Annotated in this window: 23 protein-coding genes; 13 read left to right on the top strand and 10 right to left on the bottom strand. The window is 44.2% G+C overall.

Translation table 11 applies throughout. The features are described from left to right. Window positions 1-54 precede the first annotated feature (54 nt). Complete coding sequence (gene dapF / locus NCI00_RS11125) at window positions 55-843, top strand: diaminopimelate epimerase (protein WP_166560494.1); 789 nt, start codon at window positions 55-57, stop codon at window positions 841-843. A 26-nt stretch (window positions 844-869) separates the two neighbouring features. On the opposite strand, the gene NCI00_RS11120 is transcribed toward dapF, so the two are convergent. From NCI00_RS11120 to NCI00_RS11090, 7 genes are all read right to left on the bottom strand, one after another. Then, window positions 870-2,120, bottom strand: a complete 1,251-nt coding sequence (locus NCI00_RS11120; protein WP_253527468.1) for a hypothetical protein — start codon at window positions 2,118-2,120, stop codon at window positions 870-872. Between the two features lie 64 nt (window positions 2,121-2,184). Beyond that, on the bottom strand, window positions 2,185-3,435 hold the full coding sequence (locus tag NCI00_RS11115; RefSeq protein ID WP_253527465.1) for a DUF2029 domain-containing protein: 1,251 nt from the start codon (window positions 3,433-3,435) through the stop codon (window positions 2,185-2,187). Window positions 3,436-3,442: 7 nt separating this feature from the next. Then, window positions 3,443-4,087: a class I SAM-dependent methyltransferase gene (locus tag NCI00_RS11110; RefSeq protein WP_166560497.1), complete on the bottom strand. Its 645-nt coding sequence runs from the start codon at window positions 4,085-4,087 to the stop codon at window positions 3,443-3,445. A gap of 86 nt (window positions 4,088-4,173) precedes the next feature. Continuing rightward, entirely contained in the window at window positions 4,174-4,689 is a 516-nt protein-coding gene (locus tag NCI00_RS11105) for a shikimate kinase (protein ID WP_253527462.1), read from the bottom strand. A gap of 65 nt (window positions 4,690-4,754) precedes the next feature. Further along, window positions 4,755-5,843: a BT_3928 family protein gene (locus NCI00_RS11100; protein WP_253527460.1), complete on the bottom strand. Its 1,089-nt coding sequence runs from the start codon at window positions 5,841-5,843 to the stop codon at window positions 4,755-4,757. Window positions 5,844-5,966: 123 nt separating this feature from the next. After that, a complete protein-coding gene (locus NCI00_RS11095) occupies window positions 5,967-6,158 on the bottom strand; it encodes a hypothetical protein (RefSeq protein ID WP_253527458.1) in 192 nt (63 codons plus the stop codon). 66 nt (window positions 6,159-6,224) lie between these two features. Beyond that, a complete protein-coding gene (locus NCI00_RS11090; protein WP_114069833.1) occupies window positions 6,225-6,776 on the bottom strand; it encodes a DUF1599 domain-containing protein in 552 nt (183 codons plus the stop codon). Window positions 6,777-6,899: 123 nt separating this feature from the next. Here NCI00_RS11090 and folP point away from each other — a divergent pair, with 123 nt between their 5' ends. Continuing rightward, on the top strand, window positions 6,900-7,736 hold the full coding sequence (gene folP / locus NCI00_RS11085) for a dihydropteroate synthase (protein WP_253527456.1): 837 nt from the start codon (window positions 6,900-6,902) through the stop codon (window positions 7,734-7,736). Window positions 7,737-7,789: 53 nt separating this feature from the next. Here folP and NCI00_RS11080 read toward each other — a convergent pair whose 3' ends face one another. From NCI00_RS11080 to NCI00_RS11070, 3 genes are all read right to left on the bottom strand, one after another. Then, complete coding sequence (locus NCI00_RS11080) at window positions 7,790-8,209, bottom strand: DoxX family protein (protein WP_253527454.1); 420 nt, start codon at window positions 8,207-8,209, stop codon at window positions 7,790-7,792. A gap of 72 nt (window positions 8,210-8,281) precedes the next feature. Next, window positions 8,282-10,789 (bottom strand): glycoside hydrolase family 95 protein, encoded by a 2,508-nt coding sequence (locus NCI00_RS11075; RefSeq protein ID WP_253527452.1) that lies wholly within the window; start codon window positions 10,787-10,789, stop codon window positions 8,282-8,284. Between the two features lie 38 nt (window positions 10,790-10,827). Then, a complete protein-coding gene (locus NCI00_RS11070; RefSeq protein WP_253527450.1) occupies window positions 10,828-11,610 on the bottom strand; it encodes a rhamnogalacturonan acetylesterase in 783 nt (260 codons plus the stop codon). Window positions 11,611-11,885: 275 nt separating this feature from the next. On the opposite strand from NCI00_RS11070, the gene NCI00_RS11065 reads away from it, so the two are divergent. The 11 genes from NCI00_RS11065 (at window position 11,886) to NCI00_RS11015 (ending at window position 21,157) form a co-directional block, all read left to right on the top strand. Continuing rightward, entirely contained in the window at window positions 11,886-13,055 is a 1,170-nt protein-coding gene (locus NCI00_RS11065; RefSeq protein ID WP_166560505.1) for a 1-deoxy-D-xylulose-5-phosphate reductoisomerase, read from the top strand. 6 nt (window positions 13,056-13,061) lie between these two features. Further along, window positions 13,062-13,637, top strand: a complete 576-nt coding sequence (locus tag NCI00_RS11060) for a Uma2 family endonuclease (protein WP_253527448.1) — start codon at window positions 13,062-13,064, stop codon at window positions 13,635-13,637. Between the two features lie 4 nt (window positions 13,638-13,641). Next, window positions 13,642-14,232, top strand: coding sequence for a Uma2 family endonuclease (locus NCI00_RS11055; protein ID WP_253527446.1), 591 nt, complete (start codon window positions 13,642-13,644; stop codon window positions 14,230-14,232). 67 nt (window positions 14,233-14,299) lie between these two features. Next, window positions 14,300-15,607: an RIP metalloprotease RseP gene (rseP, locus tag NCI00_RS11050; RefSeq protein ID WP_166560508.1), complete on the top strand. Its 1,308-nt coding sequence runs from the start codon at window positions 14,300-14,302 to the stop codon at window positions 15,605-15,607. A gap of 70 nt (window positions 15,608-15,677) precedes the next feature. Further along, window positions 15,678-16,199, top strand: a complete 522-nt coding sequence (locus tag NCI00_RS11045) for a DUF6702 family protein (RefSeq protein ID WP_253527444.1) — start codon at window positions 15,678-15,680, stop codon at window positions 16,197-16,199. 121 nt (window positions 16,200-16,320) lie between these two features. Next, the gene (gene rpmI, locus NCI00_RS11040) at window positions 16,321-16,515 is read left to right on the top strand and encodes a 50S ribosomal protein L35 (protein WP_114459086.1); all 195 of its coding nucleotides are present in this window, start codon (window positions 16,321-16,323) and stop codon (window positions 16,513-16,515) included. Window positions 16,516-16,671: 156 nt separating this feature from the next. Next, the gene (gene rplT, locus NCI00_RS11035; RefSeq protein ID WP_013930989.1) at window positions 16,672-17,016 is read left to right on the top strand and encodes a 50S ribosomal protein L20; all 345 of its coding nucleotides are present in this window, start codon (window positions 16,672-16,674) and stop codon (window positions 17,014-17,016) included. 121 nt (window positions 17,017-17,137) lie between these two features. After that, a complete protein-coding gene (locus tag NCI00_RS11030) occupies window positions 17,138-17,584 on the top strand; it encodes an HYC_CC_PP family protein (RefSeq protein ID WP_253527442.1) in 447 nt (148 codons plus the stop codon). A gap of 78 nt (window positions 17,585-17,662) precedes the next feature. Beyond that, window positions 17,663-18,232 (top strand): helix-turn-helix domain-containing protein, encoded by a 570-nt coding sequence (locus NCI00_RS11025; protein ID WP_253527440.1) that lies wholly within the window; start codon window positions 17,663-17,665, stop codon window positions 18,230-18,232. Between the two features lie 152 nt (window positions 18,233-18,384). Further along, a complete protein-coding gene (locus NCI00_RS11020) occupies window positions 18,385-18,888 on the top strand; it encodes a DUF3347 domain-containing protein (protein WP_253527438.1) in 504 nt (167 codons plus the stop codon). Between the two features lie 55 nt (window positions 18,889-18,943). After that, a complete protein-coding gene (locus NCI00_RS11015; RefSeq protein ID WP_253527436.1) occupies window positions 18,944-21,157 on the top strand; it encodes a multicopper oxidase family protein in 2,214 nt (737 codons plus the stop codon). The last annotated feature ends 2 nt before the right edge of the window (window positions 21,158-21,159 follow it).

Genomic DNA, 21,159 nt, shown 5'->3' with positions numbered 1-21,159 from the left:
AAGCTGTCTTTAGAGGCGGCTTTTTTTGTACCTAATTTAATCCCAAAACCAACAATGAAGATTTCATTTTCAAAATACCAAGGCACCGGCAATGACTTCATCATGATTGATGACCGCGCCGAACAGTTTCCAGTTGATAAAAACCTGATTGCTTTTTTGTGCCACCGCCGTTTTGGCATCGGAGCCGATGGACTTATCTTATTGCGAAATGCCGAAAACTATGATTTTCGGATGGTGTATTTCAACGCCGACGGCGGCGAAGGTAGCATGTGCGGCAACGGCGGCCGCTGCACCGTTCGGTTTGCGCAGGATTTAGGTCTGTTTGAGGAAAACACCACGTTTATTGCGGTAGACGGTGAGCACAAAGCCGTGGCCTGTGAAGACGAAATATTCCTCAACATGATTGATGTATCGGGTATTCAACACGACGGCAACGATGATTTTATGAACACTGGCTCACCGCACTTGGTAACCTACGTAGAAGATATCGAAGCCGCCGAAGTCTTCAATGAAGGCAAAAAAATCCGATACGGCGATGTGTATGGTCCTCTTGGCGGCACCAACGTCAATTTTGTGGAAGTACTCAACGAGGATTCACTATACGTTCGCACTTACGAGCGCGGCGTCGAAGACGAAACCTACTCCTGCGGCACCGGCGTGACGGCCTGCGCGCTGTCGGCGCATGACCGCTTGCAGATGGAATCACCCATCAACGTCAAGACCCGGGGCGGCAACCTGCGGGTGTCTTTCGTGGCCCAAGCCCCTGGAAAATTTGACAATATTTACCTCATTGGTCCCGCCATCAAAGTGTTCGAAGGCGTGTTCAAAGTAGACGATTTATAGGCCTTATCCCTTCTTCTGAGTCAGAATTATTGGGCCAGAAGAAGGGATTTTTTCCAAACCATTCGTAAAAAGTAGATTGTGCAAATCACAACACCAACTTGCAGGATATAGTCCAGAATATACATTGGCTGGGCAAAAATAGCGGCGGGAGAAGAGTAGTAAGGGCTTTTGAGTCGCCACCACAAAGAAGGGTGAATGACCGATAATACGTTGAATAGTAGAAACATAACCGTTTCTTTTCGATTACTAAAATCAACCCAGACAAACGTAAGTGGCAACAGAAATATGAATATATAGCTGCTGTAAGCACTTTGCTGCACAACCATCATGGTGCCGTACACTACTACAAAGACCGCCGAAAAAGCCCGAACGAAATCCACTTTTTGTAGACGATACGCCAAACCTACACCCACACCCACTGTAGTCAGCAATCCTAACCAATTCCAACCTTTGGCCCCAGCTTGAAGCACCCCAAACGTAAGCGGATTTAGCACTGAAAGCCAATTGGGCGCGCGAAGGGTGGCGGCTTCGTGCAAAGGCTGCTCCAACCACAGAAATTCGGTAAAATAATACAACGCCCCTAAGCATACAATTCCCGCCGTCGCCGCCGCACCAATCCATTTGACGGGCTTTGGAACCAAGAACAACAATGCAGGCCCCACCAATATAAAAACGGCTTTGGTAAACATAAAACCAACCACCAGCCCTACCCCAAACCATTCCACTCGCTTGGTACGTTGCCACACCAAATAAGCACTTATTAGCAAAAACCACATCCACTCATCTTCTTGCCCACCAAACACACAGAACACCAGCGACCCAGGCAACAACAAGTAAATCAGGCTTTTGAATATTCGTTCGCTACTTGGCAACAGTGCTTGAAAATATCGATTGGTAGCCCACAATGCGCCACCTTCGATAAGAATCATGATGAAGATAATGGCTTTTTTATCCATCCAAAACCCCAATGCCAACGCGTTTACGTACGGAAAGAAGGGTGAATACATGCAATAAAAATCGCGGTAAACCATTTTGAGTTGTACCGCTTCACGGGCCTGATTATAAAAACCGTCAAGGTCTGAAAATGGCGTAAAACCAACGATAACAAAGATGACGATAAAGGGCACAAGCCGAGTAGCCACCCAAACGCCACCGAGCAATAACCGCTCATTCTGACGCGCAATCCACTGTTCTATTGCGGTCCGATAGACAAGTAAAATACCCACCAGACTTATACAAATCAGCGATACAATGGTTTTTGCAACAATAACGAGCATTAATTAAATATTTGATTTACAGTTTAAAATCGATGGTTAGGTCAAAAAACTCACATCACCCTACTCAAGCGAAGCGTGCCTTTTGATACACTTTTAGAAAATACCACCCATAACAGGCCACGTTGAGGAGCTGTAAAGTATATTCCAACAGAAATAAAGGCTCGCCTAATACAGTAATATCGTCGTAGGTAGGGCTATTCAAATGCGTAAAGAGGAAAGGCTGCACTACAAGCAGTGCGTTGAAAATCAGCAAAATGGCTACATCACGGCTTTTTTTCCAATCTACCAACTCCATCACCAAAGGCAGCATGTACGTAAATACATAATAGCCCGGCGAACTGAGTTGGAAAATAGTCATGGCAATGTAGGTCGCTAAAAACGCCAAAGGCAAAGTGAGCGTCAATGATTTATGTCGGGCAAAATACAACATCCAAACCGCCGAAGAAAGCGTAATCACCATACCAATCCAACTAAAAGTGGGCAGGTCGGGCGCGTGTCCTAGCAGCGCGGTGATGAGTGGCCTCACTACCGTAAATAGGTTGGGAGTCAACAAGTTGGTGGTCATTTGCAGGGGCATCAAAAAATCCATCTCCATCAAAAAATACAAAATAACCAACGATGGAACACCGACCAAAATCATCCCCAATAGGAAAGACCAGCGTTTTTTTAGCAAAAACCACAGCGGAAATAACCAAAAGCCTGCGGTGGCTTTAATAACAATCAATCCCGCCGAAAAGCGAAGTCCAAGGCCTAATCCGTCGTCTTTGGTCTGTAAAAAGTAGTACAACATCCAAACCGCAATACCCCACAGCCAAATATCTTCCTGTCCACCCAACAATACCATCACCGCTGGTGCAGAGAGCATCACGTACAGCATTATTAACTTAAATGCATTGGTTTTCAAAGATGTATATGTACGATAAGTACCCCAAATAATGGCAGCTTCGATCACCACCATCAACAATACAATGGCTTTTGGGGTGTACCAAAGCAAAATAGGCAGGGTTATGATGTACGAAAACAGCGGGGCGTGGTAAGAAGCAAAATCTCGATAAACCAAGCCACCTTGATACGCCACGGTGGCTTTGCCCCAGAAAAAAGGCACATCGCCGCGCGGTGAATAATTCATTACTACATACACCAAAATGAAGGGCAACAATCTGAACAAAATGAGTCCAAAGCCGAGCAGACGGTTTTCTTGCCGCTTTTCGTGAATTTGTTGCCAAAAAGAATCCGAACGAGCACCCAACCAAATGGCTACCGACGAAAACGCAATCAATACAAGCTTTATATAAAATACCGTAAGTGTTGACATATCACCTTTATTTCTCGCCCACTATCAAAAATTGTTTTCCTAAAACCCACCACGTGAAGGGCAACGACAGGTAGAGTTTTACAAGCAATGGATGGACAGGTAAGCCTCCCCTAAACGACAAAGGTAAAAATCGGGCGTGTGATTCACTGATTTTGAATCCTGCTCCGTACAAATGCTCTTCCACTCCCAATTCTGAAAGAACGACTGTATGATCGGCAAAATCAAAATATTGCTTATAACAATACTTAAAATTTGGCCCTATGATACCAATTTTCCCCCCGGGTTTGAGCGATTTATACATTCTTTCCAGAAAAAAAGCCACCTCTTCCTGCGAATGTAGGTGTTCAAGAAAATTTGAAATAAATACCGCATCAAAATAATTTTCGGGCAAATCCACTTTCAAAATATCGCCAATGATAAGATTTACCTCGGGAGCCGCATAATTTTTAATGGCATCAACAATGTCTACTGTCCATTTTTCGGGAGCAGGAACCGCGTTGATAAACTCACACATTCCACCCGCCGAGTCCAAAATACGTTGTGGCTTTCCAAGTTTATGATAAAAATAGTCAGCGATAATGGTCCATATCACTTTTTTCTTTTCGTGAGCTACTTGCTTGAAGCGGTACTCGTAAATTCTCTCGTAATTCATTCGGGTTTAAAAAGAGTTTAGTGTAGTTAGTAACGCAAAGAAACGACCCTTTAAAAGAATATACAAATAATGGTCAATGGCCATGATTACTCAGTTACTACTTCTTGTAAAACGTCGAGCAGTTGTTTGATTTGAAGATTTTCTCCCTTCAACGTAAAATCGGCCTGCGAATAAAACGGCAGGCGGTCGTGGTATTTTTGTTGAAGATTCTGTAAAAGTTGCGTATCCTGTTTACGATACGTGGGCCGGTCGTTGGATGCGTGCCGTTGAATACGCGCCACAATTTCTTCGGGCGACACATCCAGAAACACACTAATTCCGTTTGCTTTGATGTACGCCATATTGTCATGAAAGTAAGGGATTCCACCGCCCGTTGCCACAATCAATTTGGAATCGGGGCGAATGGCCCGCAGAATGCGGGCTTCGGCTTCGCGGAAATAGGGCTCCCCTTTTTGGGCAAAAATATCATTGATGCTCATGCCTTCTTCTTTGACAATGAGCACATCCGTATCTACAAAACGATACCGAATATGACGGGCCAATTGTTTGCCAAGCGTCGTTTTTCCCGACGAAGGAAGGCCTACTAAGAATATGTTTTTCATAGAAGTGAGTAGCGGGGAGTCTGGCGGCAGAAAAATTTGCCGCACCTGACACCCCGCTACTTTTTTTACAATTTACTTACAACCCCTTCTTTATCAGGTGTTTTATTATAGTGCCATTTCCCTTTAACGGTACCATTGTCGAGCAGCCACACACCCGGATTGGAGCGCGAAATGGTTTTTAATACGGTGCCATCGGCAAAGAAATAAGGAACATCCAGCGCGTAGGCTTTACGGATTTCCTGAATTTCGGCATCGCTGTTGGAGGTTAAAATCAATGATTCAATGTCGCTACCTTTCAATGAATTCACCAGCGAACGAATCTTTGCCAAACTAGCGCCGTTGAGGTCGGGGCCGTTTTTAATGATGATGATGAGCTTTTTCCCTTTGAAGGTTTCTTGCGTAAAATCGCCCTCATTGTTCCACACTTTATAATCCGTAATCTTGGGCTTGGCGTTTTCGTTGATAAGCACCATTTCCTTGTATTTATAGGTGGTATCGGTCGGAAATTTCTCAAACTCTTCGGATTTACCGTCTTTTTCCATGATGTATTTGTAGCGCAACGGCTCCGAAGGCTGCATCAATTGCGGAATGTTGTTACCGATTTTGTAGGGCAAAAAATCAAAGGGTGGCAAGTAGCGAATGGCATAAATGGCCAACGCCAGCGAAAAAATAGCCGAAAAGCCCACCAACGAGCCCGTCAAAAGATTTCGGAAGGCTTTGCGTTGCCAAATGAGGAACAAAATCAGCACCAACAGGATAACGTCTTTGGTAAAAGAAGTCCAAGGCTTGAGTTTAAGGAAATCGCCGAAACAGCCGCAATCGGTCACTTTGTTGTAATAAGCGGAATAGAACGTCAAAAACGTAAAGAAAATAATCAGCGCTAAGAGAATCCAATTGACCACTTTGAGCCGCCACGAGACGAGAAGCGCCACGCCCAAAATCACCTCAGCGGCGCACATCAACACCGAAAAATACAATGCATAAGGCACCAACGACATCCAAAAATCGTGCATTGCTGGAAAATCGGCGGCAAAAACTTCAAAATATTCTTCCAGTTTGATTTGCGTACCAACGGGGTCATTGAGTTTGACCAATCCCGAAAAAATAAAAATGCCCCCAACCAGGAAGCGAACAATGTGGGCTACTATTTTCATTAATTAGTGGGTTCGTTATTTATCTTTTGAAATTTTATAAAATCATCAATCATAATCACATCTCTCAAATCCTGAGGTCTTTGGGCTATCACTATGCTGTGAACAACAAAAATTCATTGTTTTCTAAATCCATGAAACTTTGCGAATAATAATTTCCCTTTTGAGCGATTTTTTTATCCCCATAAATGCCCTGAATTTGGCTCTTTCTTCAAAGAAACGCACAAAGCACTCATCAGGTGTTTCCTGTAGCCCCCGTTGAAGCATCGCCTCATAAGGTTCGTTCAGATTTTTATAGATGGTTATTTTACGCTTCATAAAAGGCTCCTTTTGTTGAGTTGCACAAATTTCAAAAATCAGGCCAGAAAAGAATCCTATTTAGTCTTAAACCGCCAAGCCTAGTTTTATCAGGCAAAAAACCGAATAATTGATAATATCCTGATACCCTGACTTAACACCTTCAGAGATGATGGTTACGCCTTCATTGTCTTCTATCTGCTTGATTCTGAATAGTTTCATCAAAACAATATCGGTCATGCTACTCACGCGCATATCGCGCCAAGCTTCGCCGTAATCATGATTTTTGTTAAACAGCAATTCATAGACCTCATTCATCTGGGCGTCGTACAATTCAGTCAGTTCAGCCGCCGTAAAATCCGTCCTTTTGTTATCTCCTAACTGAATCTGAATCAGGGCCATAACGCAATAATTGATGATGCCGATAAACTCGGGCACTTCCCCTTCGTCTACTTTCGAAAAGCCATTTTCCTGCAACGTCCGTATACGTTGCGCTTTGATAAAAATTTGGTCTGTAATGGACGGCAATCGCAAAATTCGCCAAGAAGGGCCGTAGTCTTGGTTTTTTTTAGTGAAAATATCTTTGCAACGAGTCATTACACTCCGATATTCGCGCTCGGTTTTACTTTGGTCATTCATAGTCATTAGATTCACGTCAAAAAAAGGTCAAGTGTGGCGTATCTGTCATTTATTGTTTTTAATCAATTTTATGACTTTGCGTGGACTACAAATGACAATTCGTGACTTTTTCGCCGCTAAATTATGAAAAAAACGCTGAACATCGGTGGTAAATTACTGGACTTGTCAACGCCGCAAGTCATGGGAATCATGAATATTACCCCTGATTCATTTTATTCAGAAAGCCGAGTTAATCAACTCGACGAAGCTTACAAGAAGGCGGAACGTATGCTTTCAGAAGGGGCTTCCATACTAGATTTGGGTGGACACTCCACTCGGCCTGGCGCCGACGCAGTCAGTGAGGAAGAAGAACGTAAACGCATTTTGCCCGTGGTAGCAATGCTTTGCAAAAATTTCCCCGATGCCATCCTCTCCATTGATACCTTTCGGGCGTCGGTAGCGCGGCAGGCGGTAGATGCGGGGGCGCATATCATCAACGACATTGCGGGTGGAAACCTTGACCCACAGATGTTTGAAACGGTGGCAGCCCTCAACGTTCCGTACATCCTGATGCACAGTCGCGGCACGCCCCAAACCATGAAAGACCTCAATCAATACGAGGATTTGGTGACGGATGTCTTGCGGGAATTACAAGCTAAAATTTATCAACTTCAACAGTTGGGGGTCAAAGATATTGTGGCCGATATGGGGTTTGGATTTGCCAAAAACGCCGACCAAAACTACGTGTTATTGAACGAGCTAAAATCATTCCAAGCGCTCAATGTGCCCATTCTGGCGGGGGTTTCTCGCAAGTCTATGATTTGGCGAAAACTTAATATTACGCCCGACCAATCGCTCAACGGAACAACCGTTTTGAACACCGTGGCGCTGCTCAACGGCGCAAGTATTTTACGGGTACACGATGTAAGAGAAGCGGTTGAAGCAGTAAAATTGGTGGGTTTGCTACGACACGACTATTAAAATAGTAAGACTTTCCAAGTTTAAAAAACTTGGAAAGTCAGTAAGTAATCACGTCAGAATCTTCTTTTTTGGTAGAAAGATTTATCCAGCGAATATTTTCCTGGGCCAATCAACAAAATCGTTGTGTAAGGAATCAGAAACAGAAGCGCGTGTTCTTTCTCACTCAGCGGCTCGCCGGCGTGCATCATAAAGGCCACTACCATAAAATGAATAATTTCAATCAAACAGGCCACCCGAGTCCATAGCCCAAGTATGACCAAAATCGGGGCAATCACTTCGCCCACTACCGCCAAGGCGTGCGAAACCTGCGCACCTACGTGCAGCGGGTCGGGAAAACCATCGGCACCGTTCAATAAACTCAACAACTTGTCGTATCCGTGCGTAAGCAGCAACAACGGAACACACACCCTCAACACCAAAACACCCCAATCCGTGTAGGCAACTTTTGAATTTGGTTTAAAAAAATCAAACATAGCCGGATAATTTTTAAGTGGAACAATAGAAACGGTAAATGTTGGGTTTACAGTGTACAGAAAAACTAACTTCTAATTTCCGCCCAAGATGTAAATCTTATTCTTTTCGGTTGTCAAATCGTACACGAATCCACTTGCTTCGGGGGTAGTGGTTTGGTATTTATTTTCAAACACGGCATAAAACGAATTAGGGTTTTTGCCCTTGGCTGGCTGAAGTTTGGCATTTGTCAGCGCATTGGGCAGTTTCAATCGACAATTGCCGCCTAATGTTGATTTTATGATTAAACGCGTGATTTTTCCGTCTCTCCACACCATGTCGAGCTCAAAACCACCGCGTGCTTTCAGGCCTTTTACTTCGCCCGTGGCCCATGCGTCGGGCAAGGCAGGCAGCAGATTAATTAACCCATCTTGGCTTTGAAGCAACATTTCTGCGATGCCTGATGTACCCCCAAAATTCCCGTCAATCTGAAACGGTGGGTGTGCACAAAATAAATTGAGATACGTGCCGCCCCCTTTGGCGTAGTCAGTACCTTCTACGCCAGTTACTTTGAGCAATTCACGTAATAGTTTATAGGCGTGGTTGCCGTCGTGGAGTCGTGCCCAAAAGTTGATTTTCCAAGATTTGCTCCAACCCGTACCACCATCCCCGCGCAACTCAAGGGTTTTGCGGGCGGCATCGGTAAACTTAGGCGTCCGTAAGGGAGAAATATAACGCCCAGGGTGCAGCGCAAACAGGTGCGAAACATGACGGTGTTGCGGTTCCTGATCTTCCCAATCTTTGTACCATTCCTGCAAATTTCCTTTTTTACCAATCTGCAATGGAAACATGTTTTGCAGTCTTTCTTCCAAAGTCTTGCGTAACTCTGCGTCAACTTTGAGGTGTTCGGCCGCGTGAATTACGTTCGTAAACACATCGTAGACCAAAGCCATGTCCATCGTCGTGGCCACCGAAACAGATTGTTTTACGCCTTTGTCAGTAATAAAAATGTTTTCTGGCGAGGTAGAAGGCGCCGTAATCCATTTACCATTAGCATCTTTGACCAGCCAGTCCAAACAAAACTGTGCGGCATCGCGCATGAGCGGATAGGCATAGTTTTTTAAGTAGGCTTCGTTGCCCGAATACACATAATGCTCCCACAAATGCTGGCTCAACCACGCGCCGCCCATGGCCCAGTTGGCCCACGACGGACTCCCTTTGCCTTTGTCGCCCACGGGATTGGATGCCCCCCAGATGTCTGAATTGTGGTGAACTGTCCAGCCGCTCATGCCATAAAAATTCTTGGCTGTTTCGCGTCCCGTTGCGGCAGCGCCAGCTATCCAATCGGTAAAGGTGGTGTGCAACTCCGAAAGGTTGGCGGCTTCGGCGGGCCAATAGTTCATTTGTGCGTTGATGTTGGTGGTGTAATTACTGCTCCACGGCGGACGTGTCATGGGATTCCAAATTCCCTGTAAGTTGGCAGGAATGCCGCCGGGCCGTGAACTTGAAATCAACAAATACCGCCCAAAATCAAAATACAACGCCTCCAATTGCGGGTCATTTCCCATTTGCGCGTAGCGAACCAACCGCGAATCCATCGGTAGGAATGCCGCTTCGCCCGATTGACCGAGGGTCAATTTTACCCGATTAAAATACTTCTGATAATCGGCGATGTGTGCCTTCCGAATCAAGTCAATGGATTTGGCTGACGCTTTTTTCAGGTACGATTCCACCAACGCTTTCTCATCCCGTCCTTGGCTATCGGGGCATTTGTCGAAACCATTGAAACTGGTAGCGGCAGTAATGAGCAAAATAGCTTCGGTGGCATTGCTGATGCTGAGTCCTGATGTGTCGGCAGTTACATTTCCGTCGGTGGTTTGCACTTTTACGCGCCAATCAAAACGCATTCCTTTGCATCCCGACGGGTCCTCATAATACACGGGTTTGGGATTGTAATTCACATAATTAGGGTCAGCATGGGCGGGCGCTTTTCCGCGCATACTGAGTTCATTTTTCCCCGTTATTTGTTTAAGCAACGGGTGCGGGCTTTTGGTAGACGCCGAAAAATTCAATTTTCCTTTTTGCGAAGCCGTCAAACGAAGCACAATGACTTGGTCGGGTGCCGACACAAACAACTCGCGGCTGTAAGTGACACCCTCAATCGTAAACTGCGTGTGCGCCGTGGCATTTTGCAGGTCCAAATCGCGAAAATAAGCGCTGGGTTGCGCATCGAAAGGCTGTTTTATGAGCAAATCGCCCAAAGGTTGATAGGCCTCGGTATAAAGACCCTGAATCTTTTGCAATTCTTTAGAAGCCGTTTCGTACTCTTCCCGATTGAGCGCTTCCCGCACCGCTGGCAAATGTTTAATGGCATCAGGGTTGGGATTTTTCTCCACGGGACCGCCCGACCAGAGCGTTTCTTCGTTCAGTTGCAGCAGTTCTTCATTGACCCTACCAAACGTCATAACCCCCAATCGACCGTTTCCTACGGGCAATGCCTCGTTCCAGTTACGGGCGGGTTGTTTATAATGAATAGGAGCTTGAGCAAAGGTATTGCACAGCGATAATAGACAAAAGGCAAGCGGAAAAAGGCTTTTTTTCATGCAGATTGTGATTAAATAATCAGTTAAAAACAGCAGCATTATTTTTTCAAATACTGTTTCAGTGAACATTTTTTCAGGGATTTCAACCCCTTTACCACCGAGGAAGCGTTTAGTTTTGCTCCTGCTTCGTTGGTGTGGGTATTGTCTTTGGGAGTAAAGAATTCGTTCTTTACTTTCTCCTCTCCCACGGCTTCGTATTGGGGCACAATCAGGCCAAACAAATCAATGTAAAACGCTCCGTTGGAGGCGGCAACGGCTTCGGCCCATTGCCGATGCCCCGCTTCTGAAGTGGCTATTTTGCCTTCTTTCCAACTGTTGCGCGGTACGGGCGAACAGATAATCGGAATCGCTCCTTTGGCTTTGGTTTCGTCTACGTACTTGCGCATATACCAACCGTAGCTATGCACAATCTCGTGCTTTTTGGTCAAAAGATTATCAATTTCTTCGGTTTCTTCTCCCAATCCTTTGATGGTTCCACGGGCGCGGGTGGAGTCGTTGATGGCGCTGTTGTCATTGTGGCCAAACTGCATAATTACAAAATCGCCAGGCTTGAGGTCGGTCAGAATTTTATCCCAACGCCCTTCCGTGATAAAAGTACGACTACTGCGCCCTCCGATGGCGTGATTTTCGAGGTGTATCTGGGTCGTATCAAAATGTTCATGGAGAAAACTTCCCCATCCCCACATATTATCTTGTCCTCTTCCAGAGCCATTTTTAACGGTCGAATCGCCAATAATGTACAGGGTAGGTTTGGGAGACACAGCGGCGATGATTCCCCAGAAAAGGAGAACAGAGGCCAACAAAGAGTAGATGGTTTTCATGGTATTTAGCGATTTATAGAATTCAAAAGAGCGTAAAAACAACTCTTTTACTATTAATTGTTTTGTACTTTTCGTTGTAAGTTGATTTTATTACTACGCAAAAAAGAAAATGCAATGATAGGTATTAGGCGTGAAACATGGCAATCAAAATCACTAATCAACTGATAATCAAACCATAATCACCTATAACGGATAACGATTAGCGATTAACAGACACACAAATACCTAAAAGCGAGAAGAATGTGTAATTTTGCTCACGATTATCTGCTTACTGCATGAAGTTCCCTCAAAAACACTTAGCCATTCTCGGCTCAACGGGTTCCATCGGAACCCAAGCCCTCGACGTAATAGCCGCCAACCCCGACGCCTTCTGCGTGGAGATTCTCACCGCCCAAAACAACGCTGAATTGCTGATTCAGCAAGCAGGACAGTTTCGTCCCAACGTGGTGGTTATTGCCAACGAAGACTTATACGACAAGGTTTTTGATGCCCTCGACCCTCTCGGCATCAAAGTCTACGCGGGTTCGAAAGCCATCGCTGATGTGGTTCAAATGGACACCATTGATACCGTTTTGACCTCAATGGTGGGGTATTCGGGACTGATTCCGACCGTCAAAGCCATTGAAGCAGGCAAACAGATTGCCTTAGCCAACAAAGAAACCCTCGTTGTAGCGGGCGAGTTGGTGACGGCCCTCGCCCAAAAGAAAGGCGTCAGCATTTATCCCGTGGACTCCGAGCATTCCGCGATTTTCCAGTGCCTCGTGGGTGAATTTCATAATCCCATCGAAAAGATTTTCCTGACTGCTTCTGGTGGGCCATTTCGTGGTAAAACCCGCGATGAACTACTGCACGTGACCAAAGCACAAGCCCTAAAACATCCCAATTGGAGTATGGGGGCCAAAATCACCATCGACTCTGCCTCCCTGATGAATAAAGGGCTAGAGGTAATTGAAGCCAAATGGCTGTTTGGTTTAGATGTTTCACAAATTGAGGTAGTGGTGCATCCGCAAAGCATCATTCATTCCATGGTGCAGTTTGAAGACGGCAGCATCAAAGCCCAAATGGGCCTGCCCGATATGCGCTTGCCGATTCAATTTGCGCTCACGTACCCGCACCGCCTGCCGGCTGATTTTCCTCGGTTCAACTTCGCCAATTATCCCGCGCTGACGTTTGAACAACCCGATTTGAAAACTTTTCGTAATTTGCAATTCGCTTTTGACGCCATCGAGCGGGGCGGAAACATGGCCTGCATCGTCAATGCCGCCAATGAAGTAGCCGTAGCAGCTTTTCTTCGCGACGAGATTGGGTTTCTGGAAATGTCGGACCTTATCGAAACTTGTATGCAACGCGTGACGTTTATCCAACAGCCAACGCTCGATGATTACATCGAAACCGACGCCGAAACCCGAAAAGTAGCCGAAAATTGGGGCAACATTCATATTTAGGAGATTATGCAAACACCGGTGCTGATAAAAATGGGGGATTTAATGACTGACGAGGAGTTTTTTACTTTTTGTCAGTTGAACGATACCCTTGACTTTGAACGCGACAGTGAGCGCAACATTATTTGTATGTCACCAACAGGCTCTTCTACTGGAAATACTATTTCAACCATTCTGGGTGAACTTTATTTTTGGAACAAACAATCAAATCTTGGCTATTGCTTTGATTCGTCTACCGGCTTTCTAATGCCTAACGACGCCGTTCGTTCACCAGATGCGGCTTGGATAAAAAAGGAACGCTGGAAAAAGCTTACAAACGAACAAAAAGAAAAATTCGCTCCGCTCTGCCCCGATTTTGTGGTGGAAGTTCGCTCAAAAACGGATAGTTTAGCGTATTTGCAAGACAAAATGAATGAATACCTTGCGAATGGATGCCAACTTGGTTGGCTTATAGATCGTTTAGAAAATAAAGCGTACATCTACCGTCTAAATAAAGACGTTGAAACTGTAGAGACGTTCGAGTCTGTTCTCAATGGTGAAGAGGTTCTACCCAATTTTGTTTTTGAACTTAAATGGATTCAATAAAATAATGCCTCAAGTCTTAAACATACCCACTATGGATACCATGAACGACGATGAGTTTTTCGCATTTTGCGAAGCCAATCGCCGAAATGGGATGCATTTTGAAAGAGATAAGTACGGACAAATTATTTTTATGTCACCCACTGGAAGTATCGGAGGCGCACGCGATTTAGACATCGCTATTGAAGTTGGCTATTGGGCCAAACAAAATAAAAAAGGAGTTGCTTTTGGCCCAGCTACTGGTTTTACTCTCCCCGATAGCTCTATTAAATCGCCTGATGTGGCATGGATTCGAAGAGATAGATGGGAGCAAATACCACGTGAATTACGAAAAAAGTTTGCTCCCATCTGTCCTGATTTTGTGGTAGAAGTTATGTCAGAATCAGACACTTGGAATGAGCAGAAAGATAAAATGCGTGAGTACATAGTCAATGGCTGTCAGCTCGGCTGGCTCATCAATCCTAATGAGCAAGCCTACATGATTTTTACTTCTCAGAATACCAATCCTGATAAACAAGCGTTTGGAATTATCAACGGCGGTGACGTGTTAGAAGGATTAACGATAGATTTGAGAACCATTTTTGAAGACATAGGATAAGAAAACGGCGTTAAAGAAAACGACGTTGCCCAACAGAAAAAACAATACAAACTCACAAAAACACAGAATGGAAATTTTAGTAATGGTCGGGCAGTTAATTTTAGGACTGTCAATTTTAGTTGGATTACACGAATGGGGGCACCTCATCACCGCCAAGATATTCGGAATGCGGGTCGAAAAATATTTCATTGGATTTCCTCCTAAAATATGGTCGATTAAGCGCGGGGAAACAGAATACGGCGTAGGCGCCATACCATTGGGTGGATTTGTGAAGATTTCAGGCATGGTCGACGAATCGTTGGACACTAAAAATCTATCAGCCGAACCTGAGCCTTGGGAGTTTCGCGCCAAACCCGCCTGGCAACGCCTCATCGTAATGCTGGGTGGCATTATTGTCAATGTCATTACGGGTGTCATTATTTTTGTAGCCATTACGTATTACGAAGGCCACGATTATATTGCAACCAAAGACGTAAAATACGGAATCGTTGCGCACAAATTAGGCCAAGAAATTGGCCTCCGTACGGGCGATAAAATTGTGGCTATCAATGGCAAACCCTTTGATGACTTTTCGGAAGTTCGCAAAGTATTTCTGGAATCAAACAGTTATTATACCGTTGAACGCGGCGGCGAACGAGTCGACGTTTACGTGCCCAATGATTTCATTGAAAAGGTCAGCGACAAGAAAAATGCGAAAGAGTTTATCGACCCGATCTTTCCTTTTACGGTACGCGAACTGGTTCCGGGGATGCCCGCCGAAAAAGGTGGATTGAAGCCTGGCGATAAAATCGTAAAGCTCAACGAAACACCGATTAATTTTTACCACGAAATTCAGGAAGCCTTGGATAAGTCCAAAGGTCAAACTGTTACGCTTTCGGTAGTGCGAGGGGGCCAAACCCTGCCCTTATCGGTCAAAGTTTCTCCAGAAGGCACGATTGGTTTTTATCCCGAACAAATCTTGAATATCACCCACATTGATTATTCTTTTGGCGAATCAGTGGTAGTAGGAACAGGCAAAGCATTTAGTGTGGTGACAGACAACATTCGCGGCTTTGGTAAGATATTTCGCGGAGAAGTTTCTCCTTCAAAAGCCCTCAGCGGCCCAATTGGTATTGCCCAAATGTTTGGCGGAATTTGGGACTGGAGCCGTTTTTGGTTCTTAACGGGTCTTTTGTCAATGGTTTTGGCCTTCATGAACATTCTGCCGATTCCCGCCTTAGATGGTGGGCACTCCGTGTTGTTAATTTATGAAATGGTAACTGGCCACAAACCCTCCGACAGCTTTCTGGAAGGTGCCCAAAAAGTGGGCATGGTCATTTTGCTAGGACTTATGGTATTTGCTTTTGGCAACGATATATTCAAATTGTTTAGATAGTACAGTGAAAAAATATCACCATTTAAAAAATCACGCAAAGATGCAAAGGAGCAAAGCATTAGGAGTTATAATGAACCTTAACTTTGCTACTTTGCGCCTCTGCGTGATTCAATCCGTATCCTTTTCAGCCCTTTTTCTTTTGCTGTCTTTCCGTCTTCACGATTTCCACACCAGCATCACCCGGATGGACTATAATGTCAAGGAAAAATCCTTTGAAATAAGCATTCGCGTTTTTACGGATGACCTAGAAAAAGCCCTCTCGAAAGACAACAACGGACAAAAAATTGTGGTGGTCAACAACGACAAAAATGACCCGTTGGTAGAAAAATACATCCGCAAGCATTTTGCGTTGGTTAGTTCACAGAAACAGAAGAAAGCCTATTCTTATGTTGGGAAAGAGCAAGAAGCCGATGCCACGTGGATATACATTGAAATCCCCCATCAGGAAGCTGTTACGGGGTTTTCGCTCCAGAATACCATCATGCATGACCTTTTTGACGACCAAATCAACTTGGTAAACCTCAATTATCAGGGTCAGAAAAAGTCTTATATCTTCAAAAAAGACGACACTACGCTGGCTTTAGGAATTTAAAGGCCCTGCCTCTGCAATGCTTGACACTTAAAATCAAATACATCGTTGTATTTATAGCAGCAAATCACTACCTTTGCGCCCCAAAACTTTACTTTTTTAGTATCTTAAACGATTCAGTATCATGCCTAAAGTAAAAACACACTCAAGTGCTAAGAAGCGTTTTAAGCTTACCGGCACCGGGAAAATCAAGCGTAAGCACGCTTTCCACAGTCACATTTTGACTAAAAAATCAACAAAACGTAAGCGCAACTTGGTTGGCTTTTCGCTGGTTGATGACACAAACCTTGACCGCGTTAAATTGATGCTCAAGATTTGAGTTAATTGCTTGAACGTTAATCGTACCTTTTTTTACAATTAACGACCAACTTTTAACAAAAAAAGTGCGCAAGCACAGGTTCATTGTTTCACCCGATTGTTGGTCTAAAAAGTGCTTCAGCAGAGGCCACCAACCGTCAAAAAACGTTTAAAAATTATGCCACGTTCGGTAAATCACGTCGCTTCGCGGGCTCGCCGCAAAAAAATCTTAAAATTGGCCAAAGGTTACTATGGCCGTCGCAAAAACGTTTGGACCGTTGCCAAAAACGCCGTTGAAAAAGGGCTTGTTTATGCATACACTGGTCGTAAACACAAGAAAAGAAATTTCCGCGCGTTGTGGATTCAGCGTATCAACGCTGCTGCTCGTCAAGAAGGATTATCTTATTCTGCTTTGATGGGTAAAGTTCACGCCGCAGGTATCGAACTGAACCGTAAAGTACTTGCTGACCTTGCAATGAATCACCCAGAGGCATTCAAGGCAGTAGTCGAAAAAGTAAAGTAGTACACAAAAAGCGGGGCAAACGTCCCGCTTTTTTTTGAACAAAATTCTTCTTTCCGACGTTTTGGTATTACATATAAGACTTATTATCTTTACTACGTCTTTCAGTATCGGTTAGAAACAAATGAAAACACTGCTCCGCAAAGCGCTTACCTTATTCATGGCCGTCGTTGTACTCACCGCGAGTATGGGCTTTGGTGTGGTTGAGCATCACTGCCTCATGCGGGGTAAGTCAATCCAACTGGCCGCTTTACAAAAAGAAGGCGTAGCCGCTTGCGGACAAGACAGTACCAAGGCCCCTGTTTCTGACCAAACTTCTTTCCAAAAACAAGATTGCTGCGATGACCAACAAAGCTACGAAAACGTAGATGTGTCGTCGTCGGTCACCCAATGGGTTGCCAAGTTTTTACAGATTATCAGCGATGCCGTCATTGGTGCTTTGGTGGCCGTATTTAAGTCAATCCTTGCATTTTTTGTTTCAAGTCCCGAATCGGCTGATTCGTTATCTTCCTTCTCCTCTTTATTTCACGGACGTACCCTGCTTTCGTTTGTCCAATCTTTTTTGATTTAGAATAAACTGTCCTTTTGTTCTCGTAAGCAATCGCCTTACGGGCTATTGGTGTTTATGTCTAATCCAACTGATTGAACAATGCCTGTATTATTTCATATCAAAAACATGGTCTGCGACCGCTGTAAGATGGTGGTTCAGGATTCATTTAAAAAAGTAGGTGCTCAAGTAGTGAGTACTGAATTGGGCGAAATACAAATCGCCGACAATTTAAACCCCTCTGAATTAGAAGCACTTGATATTTTACTGAAACAGCACGGTTTTGAATTACTAGACGACCGGCAAAGCCGCATTGTCGAGAAAATCAAAAATGCAGTTATTGAATTGATTCACAATCTGCAACCCGAGCATTTTAAGGGTAATTTCTCCTATTATTTGTCCGAAAAGTTGAATCGTGATTACAGTGGGTTAAGTACGTTGTTTTCTGTGCACGAAGGCATTACCATAGAGCAATATATCATTCGCCAAAAAATTGAGCGGGTTAAGGAGCTTTTGATGTATGATGAGCAAAGCCTGAGCCAAATTGCTGATGAATTACAGTATAGCAGCGTAGCACATTTGTCCAATCAATTTAAAAAAGTGACAGGCCTGACACCCACTCAATTCAAACAGTCTTCGGCCAAAAATCGCCTTTCTTTAGACCATGTTTGATGTTCCAAAATGATGTAAAACGTTGAGATAATTGTGTAACGCCCCCTTACCCTTGGCACTCTACCTTTGTATCGTCTAAAAAACAACTTATATCTTCAACAATAGTGTGCTTAGGGCTTGGCCCACTGATTTTAAACTAAATAAATAAAAACATGAAAAAGACATTCATTCTTGCCATTGCTATTTTTTATGCTTCATTCACAGTCCTTCACGCTCAGGTAAAAACCGAGCTAAAAGCCCAAATAAACGTTTTGTTGGCCAATTACTATGAAATGAAAGATGCTTTGGTAGCTACCGACGGCAAAGCTACCCAGCACAAAGCCAACGATTTTTTGCTGACATTGGCCAAAGTTGATATGGGAAAAATGACCAAGGAACAGCACGATATGTATATGCCGTTGGCAAACAAACTCAAATCCGATGCCGAACCTATTGCCAAAACCCAGGATGCAGCTCAACAACGCACCCATTTCAATGATTTATCCAATAATCTCTTTGCGGTTTTGAAGGCATTAAAAATCAACGATAATCCTGTTTATCAGCAGTATTGCCCTATGAAAAAAGCGTATTGGTTGAGCGATAATTCGTCCATCAAGAATCCTTACTACGGTAAAATGATGCTAACGTGTGGTAAAGTGACGGAAACTTTACAATAGTTTTCAAGCCAAATTCATCTTCCCAAAATTTTAGCGCTGCTCCTCAACTTAATCAATGAATATCTCACAAAAAATAGGCTTGCTAATCATAGCGTTGTTGGTTTTCTCGGAAAATTTCGCCCAGAAAACCATCCGTTATGACCTGTTTGTAAAAGATACCGTTGTGCGTTTTTCGGACAAATCCAAAAGAGCCATTGCCGTCAATGGGCAAATACCCATGCCTACCCTGACCTTTACCGAAGGCGACACCGCCATGATTTATGTGCATAACGAGCTAAACGAAGAAACCTCTTTGCATTGGCACGGTTTGTTTTTGCCTAATCAATACGATGGGGTGCCTAACTTGACCCAAATGCCCATCAAACCACATACTACGCATTTGTACAAATTCCCTATTATTCAGAATGGTACACATTGGTATCATAGCCATACAGGATTACAGGAGCAAATCGGCATGTACGGGTCAATGATTTTAGAAAAGCGAGTGAATGATTCAACGTTTAGGAACAACATTGATGATTTGCCGACCCTTCCCATCATTCTGAGCGAGTGGACAGATAGGAAGCCTGACAACGTACACCGAATGTTGCACAATGCCACCGATTGGTTTGCGATTCAAAAAGGCACTACCCAAAGCTACGCAGAGGCCATAAAACAAGGCTATTTGAAAACAAAAGTGACCAATGAGTGGAAGCGAATGAACGCCATGGACGTGAGCGATGTCTATTACGACAAATTTCTCATCAATGGAAAGAATGAAAGTCAGCTTACGCAATTTAAGGGAGGAGATAAAGTTCGGTTAAGAATCTCAAACGGTGGAGCATCCACTTATTTTTGGCTTACTTATGCTGGGGGCAAGATAACCGTTGTAGCAAACGACGGCAACGACGTAGAACCCGTTGAGGTGGACAGATTAATCATCGCCGTTTCCGAAACCTACGATGTCATTGTTACCCTTCCTGCCGAAAATACTTCCTACGAATTTTTAGTAACCTCAGAAGACCGTACCAAATCTGCATCCTTGTTTTTGGGTTCAGGTAATAGAGTAAAAGCCAGCCCATTGCCCAAGCTTGCCTATTTTGAAGGCATGAAAATGATGAATGGCATGATGAAAATGAACGGAGATTTGGACGACATGGGCATGAGCATGAGTCTCAATCAGATGGATATGAACATGGTCATGTATCCCGAAATAATGGGAACTTCATCTTCGGACAAGGGAACGGAAAATCACCAAATGACAGAATCAAAAGCAATTGTTACGCTGAATTATGCCATGTTGAAATCACCGATAAAAACCAATTTACCGAAGAACGCTCCAATTAAAGAATTGCGTTTTGAATTATCGGGCAATATGAACCGTTACGTTTGGAGTTTAAACAATAAAGTGGTTTCAGAAAGCGACAAGATTTTAATAAAAAAAGGCGAAACGGTTAGGATGGTGCTTTACAATGGTTCTATGATGCGCCACCCTATGCACTTACACGGACACGATTTTAGGGTTCTCAATGGACAGGGCGATTACGCCCCCTTAAAAAATGTCATTGACATCATGCCCATGGAAACCGACACCTTGGAATTTGCCGCCACCGAAAGCGGAGACTGGTTCTTTCATTGCCACATTCTTTACCACATGATGGCAGGAATGGGGCGGGTTTTCAGTTACGAAAACAGCCCAAAGAACCCCGAAATACCTAACCCTAAGTTGGCACAACGAAAACTATTCGCCGACGACAGGATGTTTCATCTAATGGCTGAAAATGCCTTTGAAACTAACGGAAACGATGGAGAGGCCATGTACTCAAATACCCGTTGGAGCATTGGCACCGAGTGGCGCTTGGGCTACCACGACAAGCACGGCTACGAAACCGAAACGCACGTTGGGCGATATATCGGTAAAATGCAATGGTTGATGCCGTTTATTGGTTTTGATTGGCGGTATAGAAAATTGGGAATAGATGGGCAAGAAAAAAACCTATTCGGTCAAAGCAACACCAAAGACAACCGCGCAGTGCTTAGTCTTGGCATGAATTATACGCTACCCATGCTCATCATTGCCCAAGCCGAAGTCTTTTCCGACGGCAACGTTCGCTTTCAATTAGAGCGCAAAGACATCCCCATCGGTAAACGCCTGCGAATGAGTCTAATGTGGAACACCGACAAAGAATACATGGCGGGAGTTCGGTATATCATAAATAGAAACGTAGGATTCTCCACCCATTATGATAGCGATATGGGCTTTGGAGCAGGTTTCACTCTCAATTACTAAGC

It is taken from the genome of Runella salmonicolor, from assembly GCF_024158025.1.
GTDB lineage: Bacteria > Bacteroidota > Bacteroidia > Cytophagales > Spirosomataceae > Runella > Runella salmonicolor.
Note: the sequence above shows the minus strand (reverse complement) of the source record. Positions and strands in the feature narration are given on the sequence as shown.

What these genes read in the sequence shown, in the direction of transcription:
- NCI00_RS11115 (WP_253527465.1), bottom strand. Translation starts at nt 3,435, where the DNA reads ATGTCAACACTTACGGTATTTTATATAAAGCTTGTATTGATTGCGTTT.
- rplT (WP_013930989.1), top strand. Translation starts at nt 16,672, where the DNA reads ATGCCACGTTCGGTAAATCACGTCGCTTCGCGGGCTCGCCGCAAAAAA.
- dapF (WP_166560494.1), top strand. Translation starts at nt 55, where the DNA reads ATGAAGATTTCATTTTCAAAATACCAAGGCACCGGCAATGACTTCATC.
- folP (WP_253527456.1), top strand. Translation starts at nt 6,900, where the DNA reads ATGAAAAAAACGCTGAACATCGGTGGTAAATTACTGGACTTGTCAACG.
- NCI00_RS11095 (WP_253527458.1), bottom strand. Translation starts at nt 6,158, where the DNA reads ATGAAGCGTAAAATAACCATCTATAAAAATCTGAACGAACCTTATGAG.
- NCI00_RS11025 (WP_253527440.1), top strand. Translation starts at nt 17,663, where the DNA reads ATGCCTGTATTATTTCATATCAAAAACATGGTCTGCGACCGCTGTAAG.
- NCI00_RS11020 (WP_253527438.1), top strand. Translation starts at nt 18,385, where the DNA reads ATGAAAAAGACATTCATTCTTGCCATTGCTATTTTTTATGCTTCATTC.
- rpmI (WP_114459086.1), top strand. Translation starts at nt 16,321, where the DNA reads ATGCCTAAAGTAAAAACACACTCAAGTGCTAAGAAGCGTTTTAAGCTT.
- NCI00_RS11105 (WP_253527462.1), bottom strand. Translation starts at nt 4,689, where the DNA reads ATGAAAAACATATTCTTAGTAGGCCTTCCTTCGTCGGGAAAAACGACG.
- NCI00_RS11075 (WP_253527452.1), bottom strand. Translation starts at nt 10,789, where the DNA reads ATGAAAAAAAGCCTTTTTCCGCTTGCCTTTTGTCTATTATCGCTGTGC.
- rseP (WP_166560508.1), top strand. Translation starts at nt 14,300, where the DNA reads ATGGAAATTTTAGTAATGGTCGGGCAGTTAATTTTAGGACTGTCAATT.
- NCI00_RS11090 (WP_114069833.1), bottom strand. Translation starts at nt 6,776, where the DNA reads ATGAATGACCAAAGTAAAACCGAGCGCGAATATCGGAGTGTAATGACT.
- NCI00_RS11060 (WP_253527448.1), top strand. Translation starts at nt 13,062, where the DNA reads ATGCAAACACCGGTGCTGATAAAAATGGGGGATTTAATGACTGACGAG.
- NCI00_RS11055 (WP_253527446.1), top strand. Translation starts at nt 13,642, where the DNA reads ATGCCTCAAGTCTTAAACATACCCACTATGGATACCATGAACGACGAT.
- NCI00_RS11045 (WP_253527444.1), top strand. Translation starts at nt 15,678, where the DNA reads ATGAACCTTAACTTTGCTACTTTGCGCCTCTGCGTGATTCAATCCGTA.
- NCI00_RS11015 (WP_253527436.1), top strand. Translation starts at nt 18,944, where the DNA reads ATGAATATCTCACAAAAAATAGGCTTGCTAATCATAGCGTTGTTGGTT.
- NCI00_RS11030 (WP_253527442.1), top strand. Translation starts at nt 17,138, where the DNA reads ATGAAAACACTGCTCCGCAAAGCGCTTACCTTATTCATGGCCGTCGTT.
- NCI00_RS11110 (WP_166560497.1), bottom strand. Translation starts at nt 4,087, where the DNA reads ATGAATTACGAGAGAATTTACGAGTACCGCTTCAAGCAAGTAGCTCAC.
- NCI00_RS11100 (WP_253527460.1), bottom strand. Translation starts at nt 5,843, where the DNA reads ATGAAAATAGTAGCCCACATTGTTCGCTTCCTGGTTGGGGGCATTTTT.
- NCI00_RS11065 (WP_166560505.1), top strand. Translation starts at nt 11,886, where the DNA reads ATGAAGTTCCCTCAAAAACACTTAGCCATTCTCGGCTCAACGGGTTCC.
- NCI00_RS11080 (WP_253527454.1), bottom strand. Translation starts at nt 8,209, where the DNA reads ATGTTTGATTTTTTTAAACCAAATTCAAAAGTTGCCTACACGGATTGG.
- NCI00_RS11070 (WP_253527450.1), bottom strand. Translation starts at nt 11,610, where the DNA reads ATGAAAACCATCTACTCTTTGTTGGCCTCTGTTCTCCTTTTCTGGGGA.
- NCI00_RS11120 (WP_253527468.1), bottom strand. Translation starts at nt 2,120, where the DNA reads ATGCTCGTTATTGTTGCAAAAACCATTGTATCGCTGATTTGTATAAGT.